We start from the raw sequence: 16,816 nt of genomic DNA, 5'->3' as shown, positions 1-16,816 counted from the left end.
ATTCGGTATAGCCAAGGTTTATGATAAGCTATTGGATATCATTATATTATTTTTTTTAAAAAACTTTAAAAATACTATGCAAAGTAGTAGCCATATGGCAATAGACACTGGAGATACAGCGTGGATGATACTCTCGACAGCGATGGTCTTCCTCATGATAGGAGGAGTAGGCTTCCTTGAGGCTGGGCTGATAAGGGCAAAGAATGCACTTGGCATCCTCATGAAGGTGTATCAAACGGCTACCATAGGCCTAATAGCATGGTTCATAATCGGCTTTAGTCTTGCATTTGCACCGTCTGAGCATGGATGGATAGGCACATTTGATTACGCATTCATGCGAGGTGTCACGCTAGAACCCATGGATTATGCACCAACCATACCAGGCTACCTCTTCTTCCTCTTCCAAGGCATGTTCGCTGCAATAACTGTAGCACTGATAAGTGGAGGTATAGCAGAGAGGATGCGCTTCGGTCCTTGGCTTGTCTTCATCTTCATATGGATGATATTCGTGTATGGACCAGTTGCACACTGGATATGGGGAGGAGGCTGGCTTGCACAGATGGGTGCTAGGGACTGGGCTGGAGGTATAGTGATACATGTGGCAGCAGGGTTCTCATCACTAGCAGGAGCACTTGCTCTAGGTAGAAGGTTAGGGTTTGGCAAGGCAGAGACCATGGCTCAGCACAATGTACCATATCAGTTCCTTGCAGCATTCCTGCTCTGGTTTGGTTGGAATGGTTTCAATGGTGGTAGTGCTCTAGCATCAAATGAGGCAGCAGTTGCAGCAATAGTAAGTACTAACCTTGCAGCAGCAGCAGGTGCGATAACAACCCTCCTTGCTGGATGGGCTAAGAGCAAGAAGCCAAGCACTAGCCTTGCAGCAAACGGTTGCATAGCAGGTTTAGCAGCAGTTACACCAGCAGCAGGGTTCATAGAAGCATGGGCTGGAGTTGTTATAGGTGCAGTTGCTGGAGTTGTCTTCTATGGTTTTGTGCTCCTCTTCAAGGAGAAGTTAAGAGTTGATGATGCATGTGATGTCATAGCAATACATGGTATGACTGGTGTATGGGGCAGCATGGGTGTAGCACTCTTTGCATCACCAATGGTAACTGGAGGTGCACTTGTAGGAGTTGCATATGGTTCAGCAGAACTTGTTGGGGTACAAGCACTTGCGATAGTTGTAACTGCAGCATTTGCATTCACATTAACATACATAATAATGCAGATAATGAATAAAGTAACGCCTATAAGACTAAAGCCACAGGAGGAAGAGGCTGGAGAGGATGTAGTACTGCATGGAGAGAAGGCCTATCTAACTGTATAGGCTTCAATCCACATACATTTTTAATTTTAATTTAAAATTTGTTTTCTATTTCTAATTTAATATAGGTATAATCATCTAGCCCTCTCACCACTCACCATGTATCTTACAAGTTCACCTATGTATACTGCATGGTCTGCTATCCTCTCAAGGTAACGCATGACCAGCACAGAGGATAATGCACACCTTATATCCATACCAGTCTCAACTATCTTCTTAAGATTGCTCTTGTATGATGAATCTACCATATCATCCATTCTTATGAGCCTCTCTGCAAGATCCTCATCCTTATTGTTGAATGCACTTATGCTATCCTTAAGCATCTCGCTCACCATCTCTGACATCTCTGCTATGATGCTCTTATCACACCTGCCAAGGTCGCCGAACTGCTCCCTTATCTGGGCTATATCATAAGCATATCTCCCAAACCTTACAAGATCGTATGCTACCTCCATACATGAGCTTATGAACCTAAGATCCGTTGCAACTGGCTGATACCTTATCATCAATTCAACTGCAAGATCATTCACTTCTTCCTTGAGTATTGCAAGTTGGTTAGCCTTTGCATAAACCTCCTGCACAACACTTCTATCCTTTAGATAAGCATCTATTGCCATCGCTACACACTCCTGAGATAACCTAGACATATCATGTAGAAGGTTCGATAACCTATTTATCCCAACATCGAGGAGCCTTCTCATCTTCCCTCAATAATTATAGCATAAATATAATTATAGTGCTAGCCAAACCTCCCGCTTATATAATCCTCTGTAACCTTGCTCTTTGGGTTCTCGAATACCTCTCTTGTTGGACCAGCCTCTACCAATCTACCTATCATATTTTCATCAACCATCATCACATTAACATAATCTGAGATTCTTGCTGCCTGCTGTATGTTGTGTGTAACAATGACTACGGTTATCTTCTCCTTCAGGCGTGTTACAAGTTGCTCTATCTTTGCTGATGCGATTGGATCTAGTGATGCTGTTGGCTCATCCATGAGTAGAACCTCTGGCTCAACTGCAAGTGCTCTAGCAATACAAAGCCTCTGCTGCTGTCCTCCAGATAGGCTATAGGCATTATCGTTTAGCCTATCCTTAACCTCATCCCATAACGCTGCTTCTCTCAATGCATACTCAACCTGCTTATCCATATCTCCCTTGAACCCATTTATCTTGAGCCCAAAGGCAACATTATTGTATATACTTGTGGGGAATGGATTTGGTTTCTGGAAGACCATGCCTATGAGCCTCCTTATCTCAGCAACGTTTATACCATTTGAGTATATGTTGTGATCATTGAAGAGTATCTCTCCCTCTATCCTTGCATCTAGAAGATCGTTCATCCTGTTGAAGCATCTTAGCAGTGTGCTCTTGCCACAGCCAGATGGTCCTATTATTGCAGTTATGGTATTCCTTACAATCTTTATATTAACATCCTTTATAGCATACTTGCTATCATATAATACGCCTACTTCTCTACCTTCTAACACAATCTTACCATTCATACCATCACCATCATCATCTGCTCTTACTACTGTTACCTCTTTACTTCCTTGCATATCTACTTTCTCTACATAAGAATAGTCTTTACTTAGTAGGCTCCATAAACGCATATCCGTACTACCCTTACTGCACTAAAATAATTTACCTATACGAATTATATTGAATTATTTACCCCTATATACATTACAGAACAGATAGTAATCTAAGTGGGATCGGTTTATAATCTAATGCAAGACATTAGCACCCATGAACAGGAATATAGCAATAGCAGCAGTTATAGCAGCAGTAGCAGTAGGTGTTGTTGTTGGAGTTATAGGTACTGTTGGGATAGGCACTAAAACAGGTACTGCTCCTACTACACCCGCAGGTACATCTACACCAGCAGAAGCACCAGTACAGGTACCAACACAGACACCAGTAACCAGGCTTAGTGGTTCCATAGTTATAGATGGTTCAAGTACTGTATACCCCATAACCGAGGCTATAGCAGAGGAGTTCAGTAAGAAGAACCCAGATGTGAAGGTTACCGTTGGCATATCTGGCACTGGAGGAGGATTCAAGAGGTTCACCCTAGGAGAGACCGATATAAATGACTCATCAAGACCTATAACAGATAAGGAGAGGGCTGCAGCGAAGGAGAACAATATAAGATGGGTTGAGATACCAATTGCACTTGAAGGTCTAAGCATAGTTGTGCATAGAGATAACAACCTCTTCCCTAACGATTGTATAAGCATAGAGGAGTTGAGGGAGATATGGAAGCCTGATAGCACAATAAAGAAGTGGAGTGATCTAAACCCAGCATATCCAGCACAGGAGATAAGGCTTTATGGTGCTGGTCCAGACTCTGGTACATTCGATTACTTTACTGAGCATGTTGTAGGCAAGGCTAGAGCATCTAGAACAGACTACATACCAAGCGAGGATGATAATGTTCTAGTACAGGGTGTAAGTACAGATAGATATTCCCTAGGATACATACCATTGGCATATGCTGAGCATGCGCAGGATAGGCTGAAGATACTGAAGGTATCAAAGGAGAAGAATGGCGAGTGCATATTCCCTGATGGTAAGAGCATAATACAGGGCACGTATCCATTATCAAGACCATTGTTCATACACGTTAACTATGATAAGATACAGAGTAGGCAGGAGTTGAAGGAGTTCGTGCTCTTCTATCTAAGCAATGCAAAGAGTGCTGCAGAGAAGGTAGGCTATATACCGTTGAGTGATACATACTATAAGGATGCTATCAGGCTTATCAATGAAGGCAGGTATACTCCAGATGATGATAAGACATTTGTGAGCATATATAAAGAAGGCCTATAGTAGCATGGATAGGGATGGGTAAGGCTAATGAGCAGATGAAGAAAGGGGATAGGGACTCTAGACCTCTTTTTTTAGGAAAGAACAGCAGTAATCTAATAGATGTTATGGTAAAATATTTGTTACTATCAGCGGCTTTGTTTACAATTATTGCAATAATAATAATAGTGTACTCTCTAGCATCTGAATCGTTAAGCTTCTTCCTTCACATCCCTGCACATGAGTTCTTCTTTGGTACACGTTGGGCAGCATTCTTCGATGACAAGTCATTTGGTGTGCTACCATTGCTGGCAGGTACAATGCTCACAACAGCAATAGCACTCTCACTTGCCATACCAGTTGGGATAGGCTCAGCCATATTCCTAAGCGAGTATGCAGCACCATCACTAAGGCGTGTAGTGAAGCCCATACTTGAGATGCTTGCTGGGATTCCAACTGTTGTATATGGGTATTTTGCATTATACTTCATAACACCAAACCTACAGTACTTCATACCAGATCTCTACACGTACAATGCATTGGCAGCAGGTATTGCAATGGGTATCATGATAATACCAACTATAGCATCTCTAAGCGAGGATGCGTTCTATGCTGTGCCTCAGAGCCTAAAGGCTGCTGGTTACGCTCTAGGCGCAAGGAAGAGCACAGTGGTTATGAGGATAGTCATACCTTACACACTATCAGCAATAGTAGCAATAATAATACTTGGGATGGGTAGAGCCATAGGTGAGACGATGATAGTAACGATAGCAGCAGGACTCAAGCCAACACTAACTCTGAACCCATTCGAGAGCGTTATGACGATGACATCTGCAATAGCACAGGCAGCAACTGGAGATGCGCCTAGAGGAACTGTAGAGTATACATCACTCTTTGCCATTGCACTCTATCTCTTCGCAATAGTTGCAATACTCAACCTTATCTCAAGTTACATAAAGAGGAGGTGGGAGATAAGGGTATGAATGTAGGGAAGAAGTATAAGGATAATGGTAGTAGTAGTAGTAGAGATGTGCAGATGATTGAATTGGAAGGGAGTGTTGAGAAGGGTAGGATAAGAAGGAAGAGCAGATATGCAATCATATCAGAGTATGGGCTTCAAACCTATCTGCTTATATCAGTATGCGTAAGCGTGATGGTACTTACAGTTCTGCTTGTTAATGTAGTGTTGAATGGTGTAGAGAGGCTAAGCCCTAACCTGCTCTTCAACTATGCATCAAGCAATGTTGATGAGGCAGGTATGAGGGCAGCCATACTTGGCTCGCTATACACGGTAGCACTTGCCATAGCTATAGCACTACCACTAGGAATAGCAACTGGTCTGTACCTAAATGAGTATGGAGGAGGCAATCTAGTTAGCAAGATAGTATATGCAACGCTAACCAACCTTGCTGGTGTACCATCTGTTATCTTTGGGCTAGTTGCTCTAAGCTTCCTATCCTACACTCTAGGTTTAGGTAGGTCCATAATAGTTGGCTCTATAGCATTGGCATTCTTGGTGCTACCTCTGATAACCGTAACTACCATAGAGAGCGCTAGGATGGTCCCATCAACACATAGGCTTGCTGCATATGCCTTGGGTGCAAGGAAGTATCAGGTTGTATTCAAGGTTGTCTTGCCCCAGATAATTCCTACAGCATTAACAAGCTCCATACTAGCCTTATCGAGGGCAATGGGTGAGGCTGCCCCTATACTTGTTATAAGCGGGTTGATCTTTGTACGTAGAGATCCCCTGTCTATATTCGATGAGTTCACAGTTATGCCACTCCAGATATACAACTGGGTGAGCAGACCACAGCAAGCATTCATAGAGTTATCTGCAGCTGGTATAATCATACTACTCCTCATACTCTTAACACTCAATTTCATTGCAATATATTTAAGGAATAGACTCCAGAGTAGGGTTGTGGAATAGATCGGATGATGAGGTTCTAGGTAAAACGTAAATACTCTTCAGGCATATAATACAATGGTAGTAGGGAGGGTCGGGGTGCTAGCCGTGCCCCATACCCGAAACCGGCTATATGCGGGGACCAGTAACCGTTGGGTAAATCCATGGGGTATGGATACCCGCTTACCCTGCTGGTATGAACCCACGCCACGATGGGTGGTCATAGATGGGCTCCCTGTCCGAAGGGATAGGGGCACCATCTTATCACCGAACCGGGTGAGGTCCGGGAGGGAGCAACCCTAAGGTGAGATGGCCACGCTGTCGTGTCTACGTGGGGGATCTGGCTGGGTCTGAGATGGGGTCCATGCTCTATGGTGGAACCAACGGGGCTACTACCATCTCTCTTATGCACTTATTATTAGTATGGCTTATACACATTACATTTTTATATCTTCAATATGTGATAATGTTATGAGTATTGACGAGAAGAGTGAGAAATTAAGTCTAAGCGATCATCTAGCAAGGCTATCGGAACCAGCAAGGAACATGCTCATGGATATAAGGGATTACGTACTCTCCTTGCCAAGTGTTATAGAGGAGATTAGGCCTCACAGGATAGTCTATTCTAAGGGGTTCAACATGAGGATATTCATGGATATAGAGCCTGCTATGAACATGTTAGCAGTGAATATAAAGACGGAGTCTAGGGCACCACCATCAAGGATACTCCTACGTTCCATAAACCAATTGCAGGATCTTTACGGTATGATAAGGAAGGCTTACGAACATGCATGAATCACTCATTTTTATTTATGAAATTAAATATAGATAAACCATAATATATTGGGATCTATACACAAGATTGCTTAACAAACCATACAACACTTACATACATACTATACACCTCCTGCTTGAGGTTTACTTACTTACTTGCTACTAGCTTGATTGTTTTTACTTAACATCAGCCTCTGTATGGACTACATGTAGATTCTCATCTATCATGTTTTATGCCTAATGATAGTAGAAATAACTAATTATTGCAGGTTATCTCTTTATACTATTTCTACTCGTTGATGGGTTGGTTCATTGCTACATGACTTACTGCTTAACTATTCCATATATGGTACATTTTCTTACCATACACTTTAGTATAGTATCTCAAATGAATTGAACTCACCCCTATACTCCTCATACATAACATCAACATCATCTACCCTTGCACCACTAGGTCCTATATGGCACCACTCTATCACTTGGTGCACAGCATCCTCATCTCCCTCTAACACAGCCTCAACTCTACCATCCTTCAGGTTCCTGACCCAGCCATGTACATTGTACTTCCTAGCAACATTACGCATATTCTGCCTAAAGTACACCCCCTGCACCTTCCCTTTTACGTACACATGCGCCCTTATCTTCTTTAGACTCAAACCAGTTTATAGTAATGGTAAAATTATATATAAATTGCTAAGTATACCTTCATACTCGTTGCTGTCCTCCTACTTAATAAAATAAAATAATAAAACAATTAATTTTATAGCATATCGCCGCCTTCTTCTAGGAAGAGGTGCTCTATGGTAGTTGGCTTCCTTACAAGCACTAGCCTACCATCACTCATCTTCATCAGTATAGGAGGTTTGGTCTGGCAGTGGAAGGGCATGTTGAAGACTATGGAGTATGCACCAACGTTGTAGAATACAATGTACCTGTTCTTCTTGGCACCATTAAGCCTTGATGCTTTTGAGATTGGGAAGATATCGTAGGTATCGCATAACCTGCCTACCAGATGTGTTCTTACAGGTGTGTAACTCTCATTGTGATTGCTGTTGTTACCATTGCAACTCCTTGCATCATACTTGCTGTGATAATTGCTACTGTTACCGTTACTATTGTTGCTGTAATCACTGTTACTGCTACTGTTACTGCTACTGTTGTCATCCTTGCTTGGGAACACTTCTTGCGGATATTCCTGTTTGAGGAGTGCAGCATCAAGCAGTATATGGTAGCCAGAATCAACGATGAGGAACCTATCGTTTGTGTACTCCTTTGTATTCACTATCCTAGATACAAGGATTGTCGACTCTGCTGTTAAATACCTCCCGCTCTCTATAACAAGTGTGAAGTTGTTGTTATGGTTCTCTGCTATCCTATTCAATTTATCAACTATGCTTGATGCCATCTCTGCTGGTGTTGGTACATACTCTCCATAGCTTACAGGTGTGCCTCCACCTATGTCTATTGTGTTGAATGTGAAGTTAGGGTATATCTTCTTCATGTTTGTTATGAATGCATCTAGCCTATCCAGTGCATGTGTAAAGCATGTATAGTCAGTTATCTGTGAGCCTAGATGGAAGTGGAAGCCCTCAAATTCAAGCATGTTATCCTGCATGATCCTCTTTATCATGTTGGTTGCACTATCTCTAGCATTTGTGTTGAATGGTACGCCAAACTTACCATGCCTATAGGATGCCTTGACCTCAGCCTTCACAGCAATCTCTGGGTTTATCCTTATCATTGTCCTTGGTCTAATGCCAAGTCTACTGGCAGCACTAATCAGGTTAAGCAGGCCATTGTAGGAACTCACAACAACTCTTCCAACCCCAGCCTTCAGTACCTGCAGATACTCATCCTCCTCCTCAGCAACACTAGTGTATATTACAGCACTTGCATCCCCTCCACACCTTGTATAGAAGTAAAGCTCGCCTAGAGAGGTTAGGTCAAACATTATAGCATCCTTTATGAAGGCTCTTATCACAGATGGGTTGAAGTTGGCCTTAACAGAGTATGCTATCTGCCTCTTACCCTTGAAGCCCTTGTAAGCATCAAGAAGCTCCCTAACCTTCCTGTGCAGTGTCTCTTCATCTATTATGTAGAGAGGAGTGCCGAACTTCTCTATCGCTTCATACAACTCATCATCGCTCATGAATCTGTTTAGGTTCAGGTTTATCTCCTGCACCAATTGCAACTTGCTCTTATGCTCCCCCAACTCTTTGTTAGTATACTCCAACTCTATTTATTTAAAAACATTTCTTTAATCTTCATCTCATGACTAATATTTTTAACATTAGCATAGCACAGCATAGCGCTCATGCTCCACGCTTCACCCTTCCTCTCCCAGTCTTCCTTGGTGCTATATGCCCTACCTTCCTGCCTGGGGGTGCATTCCTTGCTACTGAGGTCTGCTTCCCAGGATGCTGATGCCTTCCTCCACCATGTGGATGGAATGGTGCTGCCATTGCCACACCTCTAACTATAGGCCACTTCTTGCTCCTTGCCCTCATAGCATACCATTTCGCTCCAGCCTTAAGGAATGGCTTCTCTAACCTCCCTCCTCCTGCTATGCTTCCTATCACTCCTCTACACTTTGCATCTAAGGTTATGAACTTGCCAGATGGCATCCTTAGCGTTACAGTACTGCCAGAGTGCGAGAATACTATTGCTGAAGAACCAGCGCTCCTTACAAGTTTACCTCCATCACCAACATTCCTCTCTACAAGGCATACAGTTGTACCATCTGGTATCTCACCAAGGCTATTAACTGTAAGGGGTTGAGGCTGAGAGTTGAAGCGTATCTTTGCACCAACATGCATACCTTGAAGGGCAGGGATGTAGCAATATCTCCCATCATCAAGCCTTATCCTTGCTAGTGGTGCTGCTCTCCCAGTCTCATGCACTATATCAACAACCTCACCAACATGCTCCTCCCCATCTGTATATAATGGATAGCCTACTGGGGCTATCTTGCCTATGCTATTTGCTTGGAACTGCTTCCCTCCCTTACCTCTCCTCTGTACAAGTATTCTCTTGCCCATACCCTCCTTCCTCCATCTCGCTCTATCCTACCATCTTACTCATGCTATATGTATGTTTTCATGCTGCCATCATAAAGTATAAAGATATAAGGAGATGGGTAGATAAGTAATAGCATGAGTCAGAAGGTATTCACTCTGAAGGTGCTGGAGGCTTACACTAGGGATGTGGGGAGAGGGGTTGCAAGGATAGATTATGAGTCTATGGATTCACTTGGTGCATCAACTGGTGATATAGTTGAGATAAAGGGGAAGAGGAGGACAGTTGCAAAGTGCCTTCCCTTGTACCCTTCAGATGAGGGTAAGGGTATAATAAGGATAGATGGACTTGTAAGGAACAATGCAGGTGTTGCCATAGGTGATACTGTAATAGTTAGGAAGATAAAGGCATCACCAGCAGAGAAGGTCATAGTTGCTCCATTGGAGGCTATACCACCAATAGATGAGCGCTACCTTGCTGATGCTCTTGAGAGCATGCCATTGGTCAAGGGAGATAACGTGATGGTGCCATACTTTGGTGGAAGGTTAACCTTCCAGGTGGTTGCTGTGAACCCTGCAAATGTTGAGGCAGTTATAGTTACACAGAAGACCGTATTCCATATAGCAGAGAAGGGAGAGACGATAAGAGGAGTTCCAAAGGTAACCTATGAGGATATTGGAGGGTTAAAGGAGGAGATACAGAAGGTTAGGGAGATGATAGAACTGCCCTTAAGACATCCAGAGATATTTGAGAAGTTGGGTATAGAGGCACCAAAGGGTATACTGCTCTACGGTCCACCAGGCACTGGTAAGACATTGCTTGCAAAGGCTGTTGCAAATGAGAGTAATGCACACTTCATAAGCATCTCAGGTCCTGAGATAATGAGCAAGTTCTATGGTGAGTCTGAGGCAAGGTTGAGAGAGATATTCAAGGAGGCAAGGGAGAAGGCTCCCAGCATAATATTCATAGATGAGATAGACTCCATTGCTCCAAAGAGAGAAGAGGTTACTGGAGAGGTTGAGAGAAGAGTAGTTAGTCAGTTACTCTCACTCATGGATGGGTTAGAGTCTAGAGGTAAGGTTATAGTCATAGCAGCAACCAACAGGCCTAATGCAATAGACCCAGCGCTTAGAAGACCAGGGAGGTTTGATAGAGAGATAGAGATAAGGGTTCCAGACAAGAGGGCAAGGCTTGAGATACTACAGATACACACAAGGAACATGCCACTTGCACCAGATGTTAACCTTGAGAAGATATCAAACATGACCCATGGCTTTGTAGGTGCAGATCTAGAGTATCTATGCAAGGAAGCAGCGATGAAGTGCTTGAGGAGGGTGCTACCAGAACTCAACCTTGAAGAGGAGAAGATACCCCCAGAGGTTCTCAACAAGCTTATAGTTACCATGGATGACTTCATGGAAGCGTTGAAGGAGGTTACTCCATCAGCCATGAGGGAAGTGTACATAGAGACGCCAGATGTGAAGTGGAGCGATATTGGAGGCCTTGAGGATGTGAAGAGGCAACTTCAGGAGGCTATAGAGTGGCCTCTCAAGTACCCAGATCTATACAAGAAGTTAGGGCACAACATGCCCAAGGGTATACTGCTACATGGTCCATCTGGTACTGGCAAGACCATGCTTGCAAAGGCAGTTGCTACTGAGAGCGAGGCTAACTTCATAAGTGTTAGAGGTCCAGAACTGCTCAGCAAGTGGGTTGGTGAGAGTGAGAGAGGTGTTAGAGAAGTCTTCAGGAGGGCAAGGCAGGCTGCTCCATGTGTGATCTTCTTCGATGAGATAGACTCATTGGCACCAATAAGGGGTATGGGAGGGGATAGCATGGTTACTGAGAGAGTTGTGAGTCAGTTACTTACTGAGATGGATGGGATACAATCATTGCAGGGTGTTGTGGTACTTGCAGCAACCAACAGGATAGATATGATTGATCCAGCACTCCTAAGACCAGGGAGGTTTGATAAGTTGGTGTATGTACCTATGCCAGACAAATATGCAAGACAGAAGATACTAGAGATACATGTGAAGAACAAGCCACTTGCACCAGATGTTAACCTTGAGAAGATAGCAGAGATGACAGAAGACTTTAGCGGTGCTGATGTTGCAGCAGTTGCCAATACAGCAGTATCACTTGTACTCCACGAGTACCTTGCAAAGTATCCAAACCCTGAGGAGGCAGCAAAGCATGTTGAAGAGGCTTACATACACCAGAGGCACTTCGAGGAGGCTGTTAAGAAGGTCAGGCAGCAGAAGGAGGGCAAGCCAGGAGAGAAGGTCACAGTCCCCTATTATAGATAGAGAGGAGAGGATGCAAACTTACATATTTTATTGATGTACAATACCTATCAGTATATATGCTGATTAGGATATTGTATGTGATGAATGATTTTAATACTCCTGCTACGGGTTATGGATCATGTATAAGGGCAATGCATACAAACTTCTAGAATCGTATGATGTGAAGGTAGGGGATAGGATAGTAGTTAAGACTAGAGATAATGAGTATAGGGGCATACTCATGCCTAGATATGAACTTGCTGATGACATGCATCTGGTCATAAAGTTGAGGAGTGGCTACAATATAGGGGTAAGCATAGATGAGATAGTTAGCATAACGCTTGAAAGTACAAGGGAGGAAGAGGAAGAAGGAGCAGTGATTGTAGGAAGAGGAGAGGTAGATGGAGGAGGAGAGGAAGAAGAGGAGAGGAAGAGGAGAGATCATAGAGCAGTGTCATTAGAGCATGGGTATGTGTATGAGCATAGTACAAGGATAAGGTTGGCTATGATAAGCACTGGAGGTACAATAGCAAGCAGGATAGACTACAGGACTGGAGGGGTAAAGGCAGCACTTACAGCAGAGGAACTATACAGTATAGTCCCAGAGTTGTCAAGCATAGCACTGATAGATGCAGAAGTGCTCATGCAGGAGTATAGCGAGAACCTTACACCAATGCACTGGAGTATCATGGCAGAGAGGGTAGGGGAGAAGATGGAGCAAGGGTACGATGGGGTTGTAATAGCACATGGTACGGATACCATGCACTACACATCATCAGCACTTAGTTTTGCACTCCAGAATCTGCCAGTACCAGTGGTTCTTGTAGGGGCACAGAGATCATCTGATAGACCATCATCAGATGCAGCAACAAACCTCATAGGCGCTTCCCTCTTTGCTGCAAATGCAGATACATCTGGTGTGTTTGTTGCAATGCATAATGGAAGGAGTGATGATAAGATAGCAATACATATGGGCACAAGGGTTAGGAAGAACCATACAAGCAGCAGGGATGCGTTCAAGTCTATAGATGCAGAGCCTATAGCACTGGTTGATGTTGATAGCAGGAGGATAGAGATGCTTGCATCCAACATCAGAGGTAGGGATAAAGGTAGAAGGCCAGTAGTTAAGGCTAGGTTCGATGAGCGTGTAGCATTGATAAAGTTCTATCCAGGCTTCGATCCAAGCATAATAGAGCATCTGATAAGCAAGGGCTACAGGGGTTTGGTTATTGAGGGTACAGGGTTAGGACATGTAAGCAAGAGGTGCTTCAATGCTATAAGGGATGCTACAGCCTCAATGCTTGTATGTATGACATCACAGTGTATATGGGGTAGGTTGAGGATGACGGTGTATGATACTGGTAGAGATCTGTTGAGTATGGGAGTAGTTCCATTGGATATGCTACCTGAGACAGCACTAACAAAGGTTATGTGGGTACTAGCAAACTCTAGCAGCATGGATGAAGCAAGATCTATGCTGTTAAGCAATATAGCAATGGAGTTCAAGTAAGGATTAAATTTATAGATGGAGAGAGTTGCACTGTGCCCAATCCATCTACAGCACGATCCCTAGATATACTTGACCCATATTCTATAGGTCTCAAGGTTGGATTTGAGATACACCAGCAGTTAGCAACTAAGAGCAAGCTCTTCTGCTCATGTAGAGCAAGTATTGAGGAAGGTGATGAGGGTTACGATGTTGAGTTCTTTAGGAGGCTAAGACCTACACATAGCGAGTTGGGTCAGTACGATCCAGCAGCGCTTTTTGAGTTCAAGAAGGGTAAGGTGATGAGGTATCTAGCAAGGAAGGGTACATCATGCTTGGTTGAGATGGATGAGGAGCCTCCACATGATCTTAACAGGGAAGCATTAGAGACTGCTCTTATAATATCACTTGCACTTAACGCAGATGTTGTTGATGAAGTGCATGTTATGCGTAAGATAGTAATAGATGGCTCTAATACCACAGGGTTCCAGAGAACTATGCTTATTGCAATTGGAGGTTCCCTTAAGGTTAGGTTCAAGGATGGTGAGAGAGAGGTTAAGGTACAGAGCATATGCCTTGAGGAGGATGCTGCTAGGCTTATAGGCGATGATTCACGTGTAAGAACATATGCTCTTGATAGGTTAGGAATACCACTTGTAGAGATAGCGTTGGAGCCAGTAACTGGTACACCAGGCGAGATAACCAATGTTGCATTAACACTTGGTAGGCTACTTAGGGCAACTAGGAGGGTTGCTAGGGGGTTAGGGAGCATAAGGCAGGATGTCAATATCTCAATAGAGGGAGGGGGTGTGGTAGAGGTGAAGGGTGTACAGAGGCTTGATCAACTAAAGAAGGTGATAGAGTATGAGATGAAGAGGCAGCATGGGTTGAAGATCATAGCAGAGAGGCTTAGAGGCATGGGTATCAGCATAAACGAGCCTCCAACTATAGTTGATGTGAGCAGGTTGTTCAGCAACACAGAATCAAGGGTGATAAGGAGTGTACTTGCTCATGATGCTAGTAATGATGGCAACAGTAACAGTAGCAGTAGTAGCAGTAATGGAGGAAGCACTAATAGTAGTAGTGGTGGTGTGGTTAAGGCATTAGCACTCAAGGGTTTTGCTGGGATGCTTGCATATGAACCATATGAGGGTATAAGGCTTGGAAGGGAGTTAGGCGAGCTTGTAAGGTTCTATGGTCTTGGAGGTATCTTCCACTCTGATGAGTTACCAGCATATGGGATAAGCAAGGATGAGGTTGATGCAGTTAGAAGGATGCTTATGCTTAACAGCAATGATGCATTCATACTGCTTGCTGGAAGGGAGGAGAGCGTTGATGGTGCAATGCATGCTATAGTTGAACGGTTAAAGCAAGCATTGATAGGTGTACCAGCAGAGACTAGGGCAGCAACACAGGATGGAAGAACGGTCTACAGTAGACCAAGACCTGGAGCAGCAAGGATGTACCCTGAGACAGATATACCACCCATAGCAATAAGCAAGGAGATGCTCTCTAGGTTAAGGGAGAGTAGCATACCAAAGACATGGGATGAGTATGTGGATGAACTGAGCAAGAGGTATAGAATAAACAGGGTCCTTGCAGAGAAGATATTCGACTCTGACCATCTAGATCTATTTGAGCGTATAGCAGAATCAACAGGAATACAGGCAAGCTTCATAGCATCAACCCTTACAGAGACCATAGTTAGTCTTGAGAGGCAAGGCTTGGATTCATCAAGGCTTAAGGATGAGCATGTAGAGGATGCATTTGCAAGGGTAGCAAGGGGAGAGGTAGCCAAAGAATCTATAGCAAGTATATTTGAGGTTATAATGCAGGGCAAAGCAGATAGTGTAGATAAGGCCATAGATATGCTAGGGTTAAGAGCAGTCAGTGATGAGGAACTCTCAAGTATGCTAGATGGTATAATAGGGGAGAATTACAACGTATTGAAGGAGAAGGGTGATAAAGCCTTAGGCATGCTCATGGGTATAGCAATGAAGAGGTTAAGAGGGAGAGTAGATGGCAATAAGGTCAATGCATTACTTAAGAGGAAGATAGAGGAGATAACTGGAAAGAAGTAACCTTATAATGAGCAAGAGAAGAGTTTTAGTCTTATATAAGGATAGTGTGTATCTACCACATACTTACTAATCCTTTTTACATGATATGTGCAATAACCATGTGTGATAAACAGGAAGATGAGTAATAATAAGGTAACACATGGTAACGATACATATGCAGATGATGATCTAAGGAGAAGGATGCTATGGGATGCATTACAAGGAGCACTATCCATGCTTGGGGAGAGTTCAATGAAGGCAATAATACATCATCTAAGCAAGAGGGGAGTAAGCATAAACAATATAAGCATCAAGGAGTTAGAGGTTGTACTATACTCCTTGTTTGGTGATGGTGCAAACGTGATAATGCGTGAGATGTATAAGAGATTGGAGAAGGAAGAGCATCCTGAACTAGTCCTAGATGATGCTAGTGCTGCAGCATAAACCTAGTGAGTAATAGTCTAGTAGAGGGCTTCAATAGATGCTCAACAAACCAGTACTAAACAAATACTACCCCTCATCATGTATTAATAAAGGTTTTATATCGCTTTTGAGTGTTTGATATGTGTCCCTAGTTAAGATAAGGGTAAAGGCAGGTATGAATGAGGTGGAGATAGAGTCACCCATAGACTCATTACCCCATGTTATAGATGCCATACCATCTATACTTAGCAAGATTCAGAAGCATGATGCTAATAATATGCAAGGCAATCAATATGACAATGCGTATCCTGTTAACCCTACCAATAATCAAGACAAGGTTGATGTGCAAGATATACCAGAGATAAAGATAGAGAAGGGTGACTCTCTTAGCGATATAATAGTGAAGATATTCAGGACTGATTGGGGTAGGCAGGCTAGGAGGCTTGCAGATGTTAAGAATGTGTTGGAGCACTATGGTCTATCCTATCCAAAGCAGTCAGTTGCAGTTACGCTCTTAAGGTTAGCACAGAGCGGTAGGCTTAGGAGGTTCAAGGGCTCAGATAGTGAGTTTTTATACACAGCATCAACTGAATTGCTTGCAAGTGTTGGTGGAGGGGGAGATGCTAGTAGTTAAGGAAGGGATGGGCAATGGTAGAATTGGTATGGAGGAATATAGGAGGAGATGTAGATAGTAGGTAGGAGGTGAGAGTAATGTTGGTTACTATGTTAA

The 16,816-nt window shown here is 43.3% G+C and carries 15 protein-coding genes and 1 other RNA gene; 11 read left to right on the top strand and 5 right to left on the bottom strand.

What is annotated here, in order from left to right; translation table 11 throughout:
- The first annotated feature begins 94 nt into the window (after positions 1-94).
- Positions 95-1,324, top strand: coding sequence for an ammonium transporter (locus CRG89_RS01155; protein ID WP_158648647.1), 1,230 nt, complete (start codon positions 95-97; stop codon positions 1,322-1,324).
- Between the two features lie 71 nt (positions 1,325-1,395).
- Here the strand turns inward: CRG89_RS01155 and phoU are convergent, their stop codons facing one another.
- Positions 1,396-2,022 carry a phosphate signaling complex protein PhoU gene (phoU, locus tag CRG89_RS01150; protein ID WP_103286556.1) on the bottom strand — a complete coding sequence of 209 codons (627 nt, stop codon included), beginning with the start codon at positions 2,020-2,022 and terminating at the stop codon, positions 1,396-1,398.
- A 38-nt stretch (positions 2,023-2,060) separates the two neighbouring features.
- Positions 2,061-2,882 carry a phosphate ABC transporter ATP-binding protein PstB gene (pstB, locus tag CRG89_RS01145; protein WP_103286555.1) on the bottom strand — a complete coding sequence of 274 codons (822 nt, stop codon included), beginning with the start codon at positions 2,880-2,882 and terminating at the stop codon, positions 2,061-2,063.
- Between the two features lie 190 nt (positions 2,883-3,072).
- Between pstB and CRG89_RS01140 the strand changes: the two genes are divergently transcribed.
- The 5 genes from CRG89_RS01140 to CRG89_RS01120 all read left to right on the top strand — a co-directional run bounded on the left by CRG89_RS01140 (position 3,073) and on the right by CRG89_RS01120 (position 6,835).
- Entirely contained in the window at positions 3,073-4,155 is a 1,083-nt protein-coding gene (locus CRG89_RS01140; protein ID WP_103286554.1) for a PstS family phosphate ABC transporter substrate-binding protein, read from the top strand.
- A 14-nt stretch (positions 4,156-4,169) separates the two neighbouring features.
- Positions 4,170-5,114: a phosphate ABC transporter permease subunit PstC gene (gene pstC / locus CRG89_RS01135; protein ID WP_197706622.1), complete on the top strand. Its 945-nt coding sequence runs from the start codon at positions 4,170-4,172 to the stop codon at positions 5,112-5,114.
- Positions 5,111-6,064 (top strand): phosphate ABC transporter permease PstA, encoded by a 954-nt coding sequence (pstA, locus tag CRG89_RS01130; RefSeq protein ID WP_103287852.1) that lies wholly within the window; start codon positions 5,111-5,113, stop codon positions 6,062-6,064. The genes pstC and pstA overlap by 4 nt, the downstream gene beginning before the upstream one ends.
- Positions 6,065-6,122: 58 nt before the next feature.
- Positions 6,123-6,435: signal recognition particle sRNA (gene ffs, locus CRG89_RS01125), an RNA gene on the top strand.
- A gap of 76 nt (positions 6,436-6,511) precedes the next feature.
- Entirely contained in the window at positions 6,512-6,835 is a 324-nt protein-coding gene (locus CRG89_RS01120; RefSeq protein WP_103286553.1) for a hypothetical protein, read from the top strand.
- Between the two features lie 350 nt (positions 6,836-7,185).
- On the opposite strand, the gene CRG89_RS01115 is transcribed toward CRG89_RS01120, so the two are convergent.
- The 3 genes from CRG89_RS01115 to CRG89_RS01105 all read right to left on the bottom strand — a co-directional run bounded on the left by CRG89_RS01115 (position 7,186) and on the right by CRG89_RS01105 (position 9,852).
- Positions 7,186-7,470, bottom strand: coding sequence for an acylphosphatase (locus tag CRG89_RS01115; protein WP_197706623.1), 285 nt, complete (start codon positions 7,468-7,470; stop codon positions 7,186-7,188).
- Positions 7,471-7,574: 104 nt separating this feature from the next.
- Positions 7,575-9,047, bottom strand: coding sequence for a diaminopimelate decarboxylase family protein (locus CRG89_RS01110; protein ID WP_103286552.1), 1,473 nt, complete (start codon positions 9,045-9,047; stop codon positions 7,575-7,577).
- Between the two features lie 79 nt (positions 9,048-9,126).
- Positions 9,127-9,852 (bottom strand): 50S ribosomal protein L2, encoded by a 726-nt coding sequence (locus CRG89_RS01105; RefSeq protein ID WP_103286551.1) that lies wholly within the window; start codon positions 9,850-9,852, stop codon positions 9,127-9,129.
- A gap of 114 nt (positions 9,853-9,966) precedes the next feature.
- Between CRG89_RS01105 and CRG89_RS01100 the strand changes: the two genes are divergently transcribed.
- The 5 genes from CRG89_RS01100 (at position 9,967) to CRG89_RS01080 (ending at position 16,720) form a co-directional block, all read left to right on the top strand.
- Entirely contained in the window at positions 9,967-12,138 is a 2,172-nt protein-coding gene (locus CRG89_RS01100) for a CDC48 family AAA ATPase (RefSeq protein WP_103286550.1), read from the top strand.
- A 118-nt stretch (positions 12,139-12,256) separates the two neighbouring features.
- Positions 12,257-13,627: a Glu-tRNA(Gln) amidotransferase subunit GatD gene (gatD, locus tag CRG89_RS01095; protein WP_197706624.1), complete on the top strand. Its 1,371-nt coding sequence runs from the start codon at positions 12,257-12,259 to the stop codon at positions 13,625-13,627.
- 32 nt (positions 13,628-13,659) lie between these two features.
- Positions 13,660-15,684, top strand: a complete 2,025-nt coding sequence (gene gatE, locus CRG89_RS01090; RefSeq protein ID WP_103286549.1) for a Glu-tRNA(Gln) amidotransferase subunit GatE — start codon at positions 13,660-13,662, stop codon at positions 15,682-15,684.
- 102 nt (positions 15,685-15,786) lie between these two features.
- The gene (locus tag CRG89_RS01085) at positions 15,787-16,107 is read left to right on the top strand and encodes a hypothetical protein (RefSeq protein WP_103286548.1); all 321 of its coding nucleotides are present in this window, start codon (positions 15,787-15,789) and stop codon (positions 16,105-16,107) included.
- A 121-nt stretch (positions 16,108-16,228) separates the two neighbouring features.
- Positions 16,229-16,720, top strand: a complete 492-nt coding sequence (locus CRG89_RS01080) for a hypothetical protein (protein WP_103286547.1) — start codon at positions 16,229-16,231, stop codon at positions 16,718-16,720.
- The last annotated feature ends 96 nt before the right edge of the window (positions 16,721-16,816 follow it).

Origin of the sequence: Candidatus Nitrosocaldus islandicus (assembly GCF_002906215.1) — an archaeon.
Classification (GTDB): domain Archaea; phylum Thermoproteota; class Nitrososphaeria; order Nitrososphaerales; family Nitrosocaldaceae; genus Nitrosocaldus; species Nitrosocaldus cavascurensis.
Note: the sequence above shows the minus strand (reverse complement) of the source record. Positions and strands in the feature narration are given on the sequence as shown.

Coding starts and splice junctions, on each gene's coding strand:
- pstB (WP_103286555.1), bottom strand. CDS start 2,882: ATGCAAGGAAGTAAAGAGGTAACAGTAGTAAGAGCAGATGATGATGGT.
- pstA (WP_103287852.1), top strand. CDS start 5,111: ATGAATGTAGGGAAGAAGTATAAGGATAATGGTAGTAGTAGTAGTAGA.
- pstC (WP_197706622.1), top strand. CDS start 4,170: ATGGGTAAGGCTAATGAGCAGATGAAGAAAGGGGATAGGGACTCTAGA.
- CRG89_RS01155 (WP_158648647.1), top strand. CDS start 95: ATGGCAATAGACACTGGAGATACAGCGTGGATGATACTCTCGACAGCG.
- gatD (WP_197706624.1), top strand. CDS start 12,257: ATGTATAAGGGCAATGCATACAAACTTCTAGAATCGTATGATGTGAAG.
- CRG89_RS01105 (WP_103286551.1), bottom strand. CDS start 9,852: ATGGGCAAGAGAATACTTGTACAGAGGAGAGGTAAGGGAGGGAAGCAG.
- CRG89_RS01140 (WP_103286554.1), top strand. CDS start 3,073: ATGAACAGGAATATAGCAATAGCAGCAGTTATAGCAGCAGTAGCAGTA.
- phoU (WP_103286556.1), bottom strand. CDS start 2,022: ATGAGAAGGCTCCTCGATGTTGGGATAAATAGGTTATCGAACCTTCTA.
- CRG89_RS01100 (WP_103286550.1), top strand. CDS start 9,967: ATGAGTCAGAAGGTATTCACTCTGAAGGTGCTGGAGGCTTACACTAGG.
- CRG89_RS01120 (WP_103286553.1), top strand. CDS start 6,512: ATGAGTATTGACGAGAAGAGTGAGAAATTAAGTCTAAGCGATCATCTA.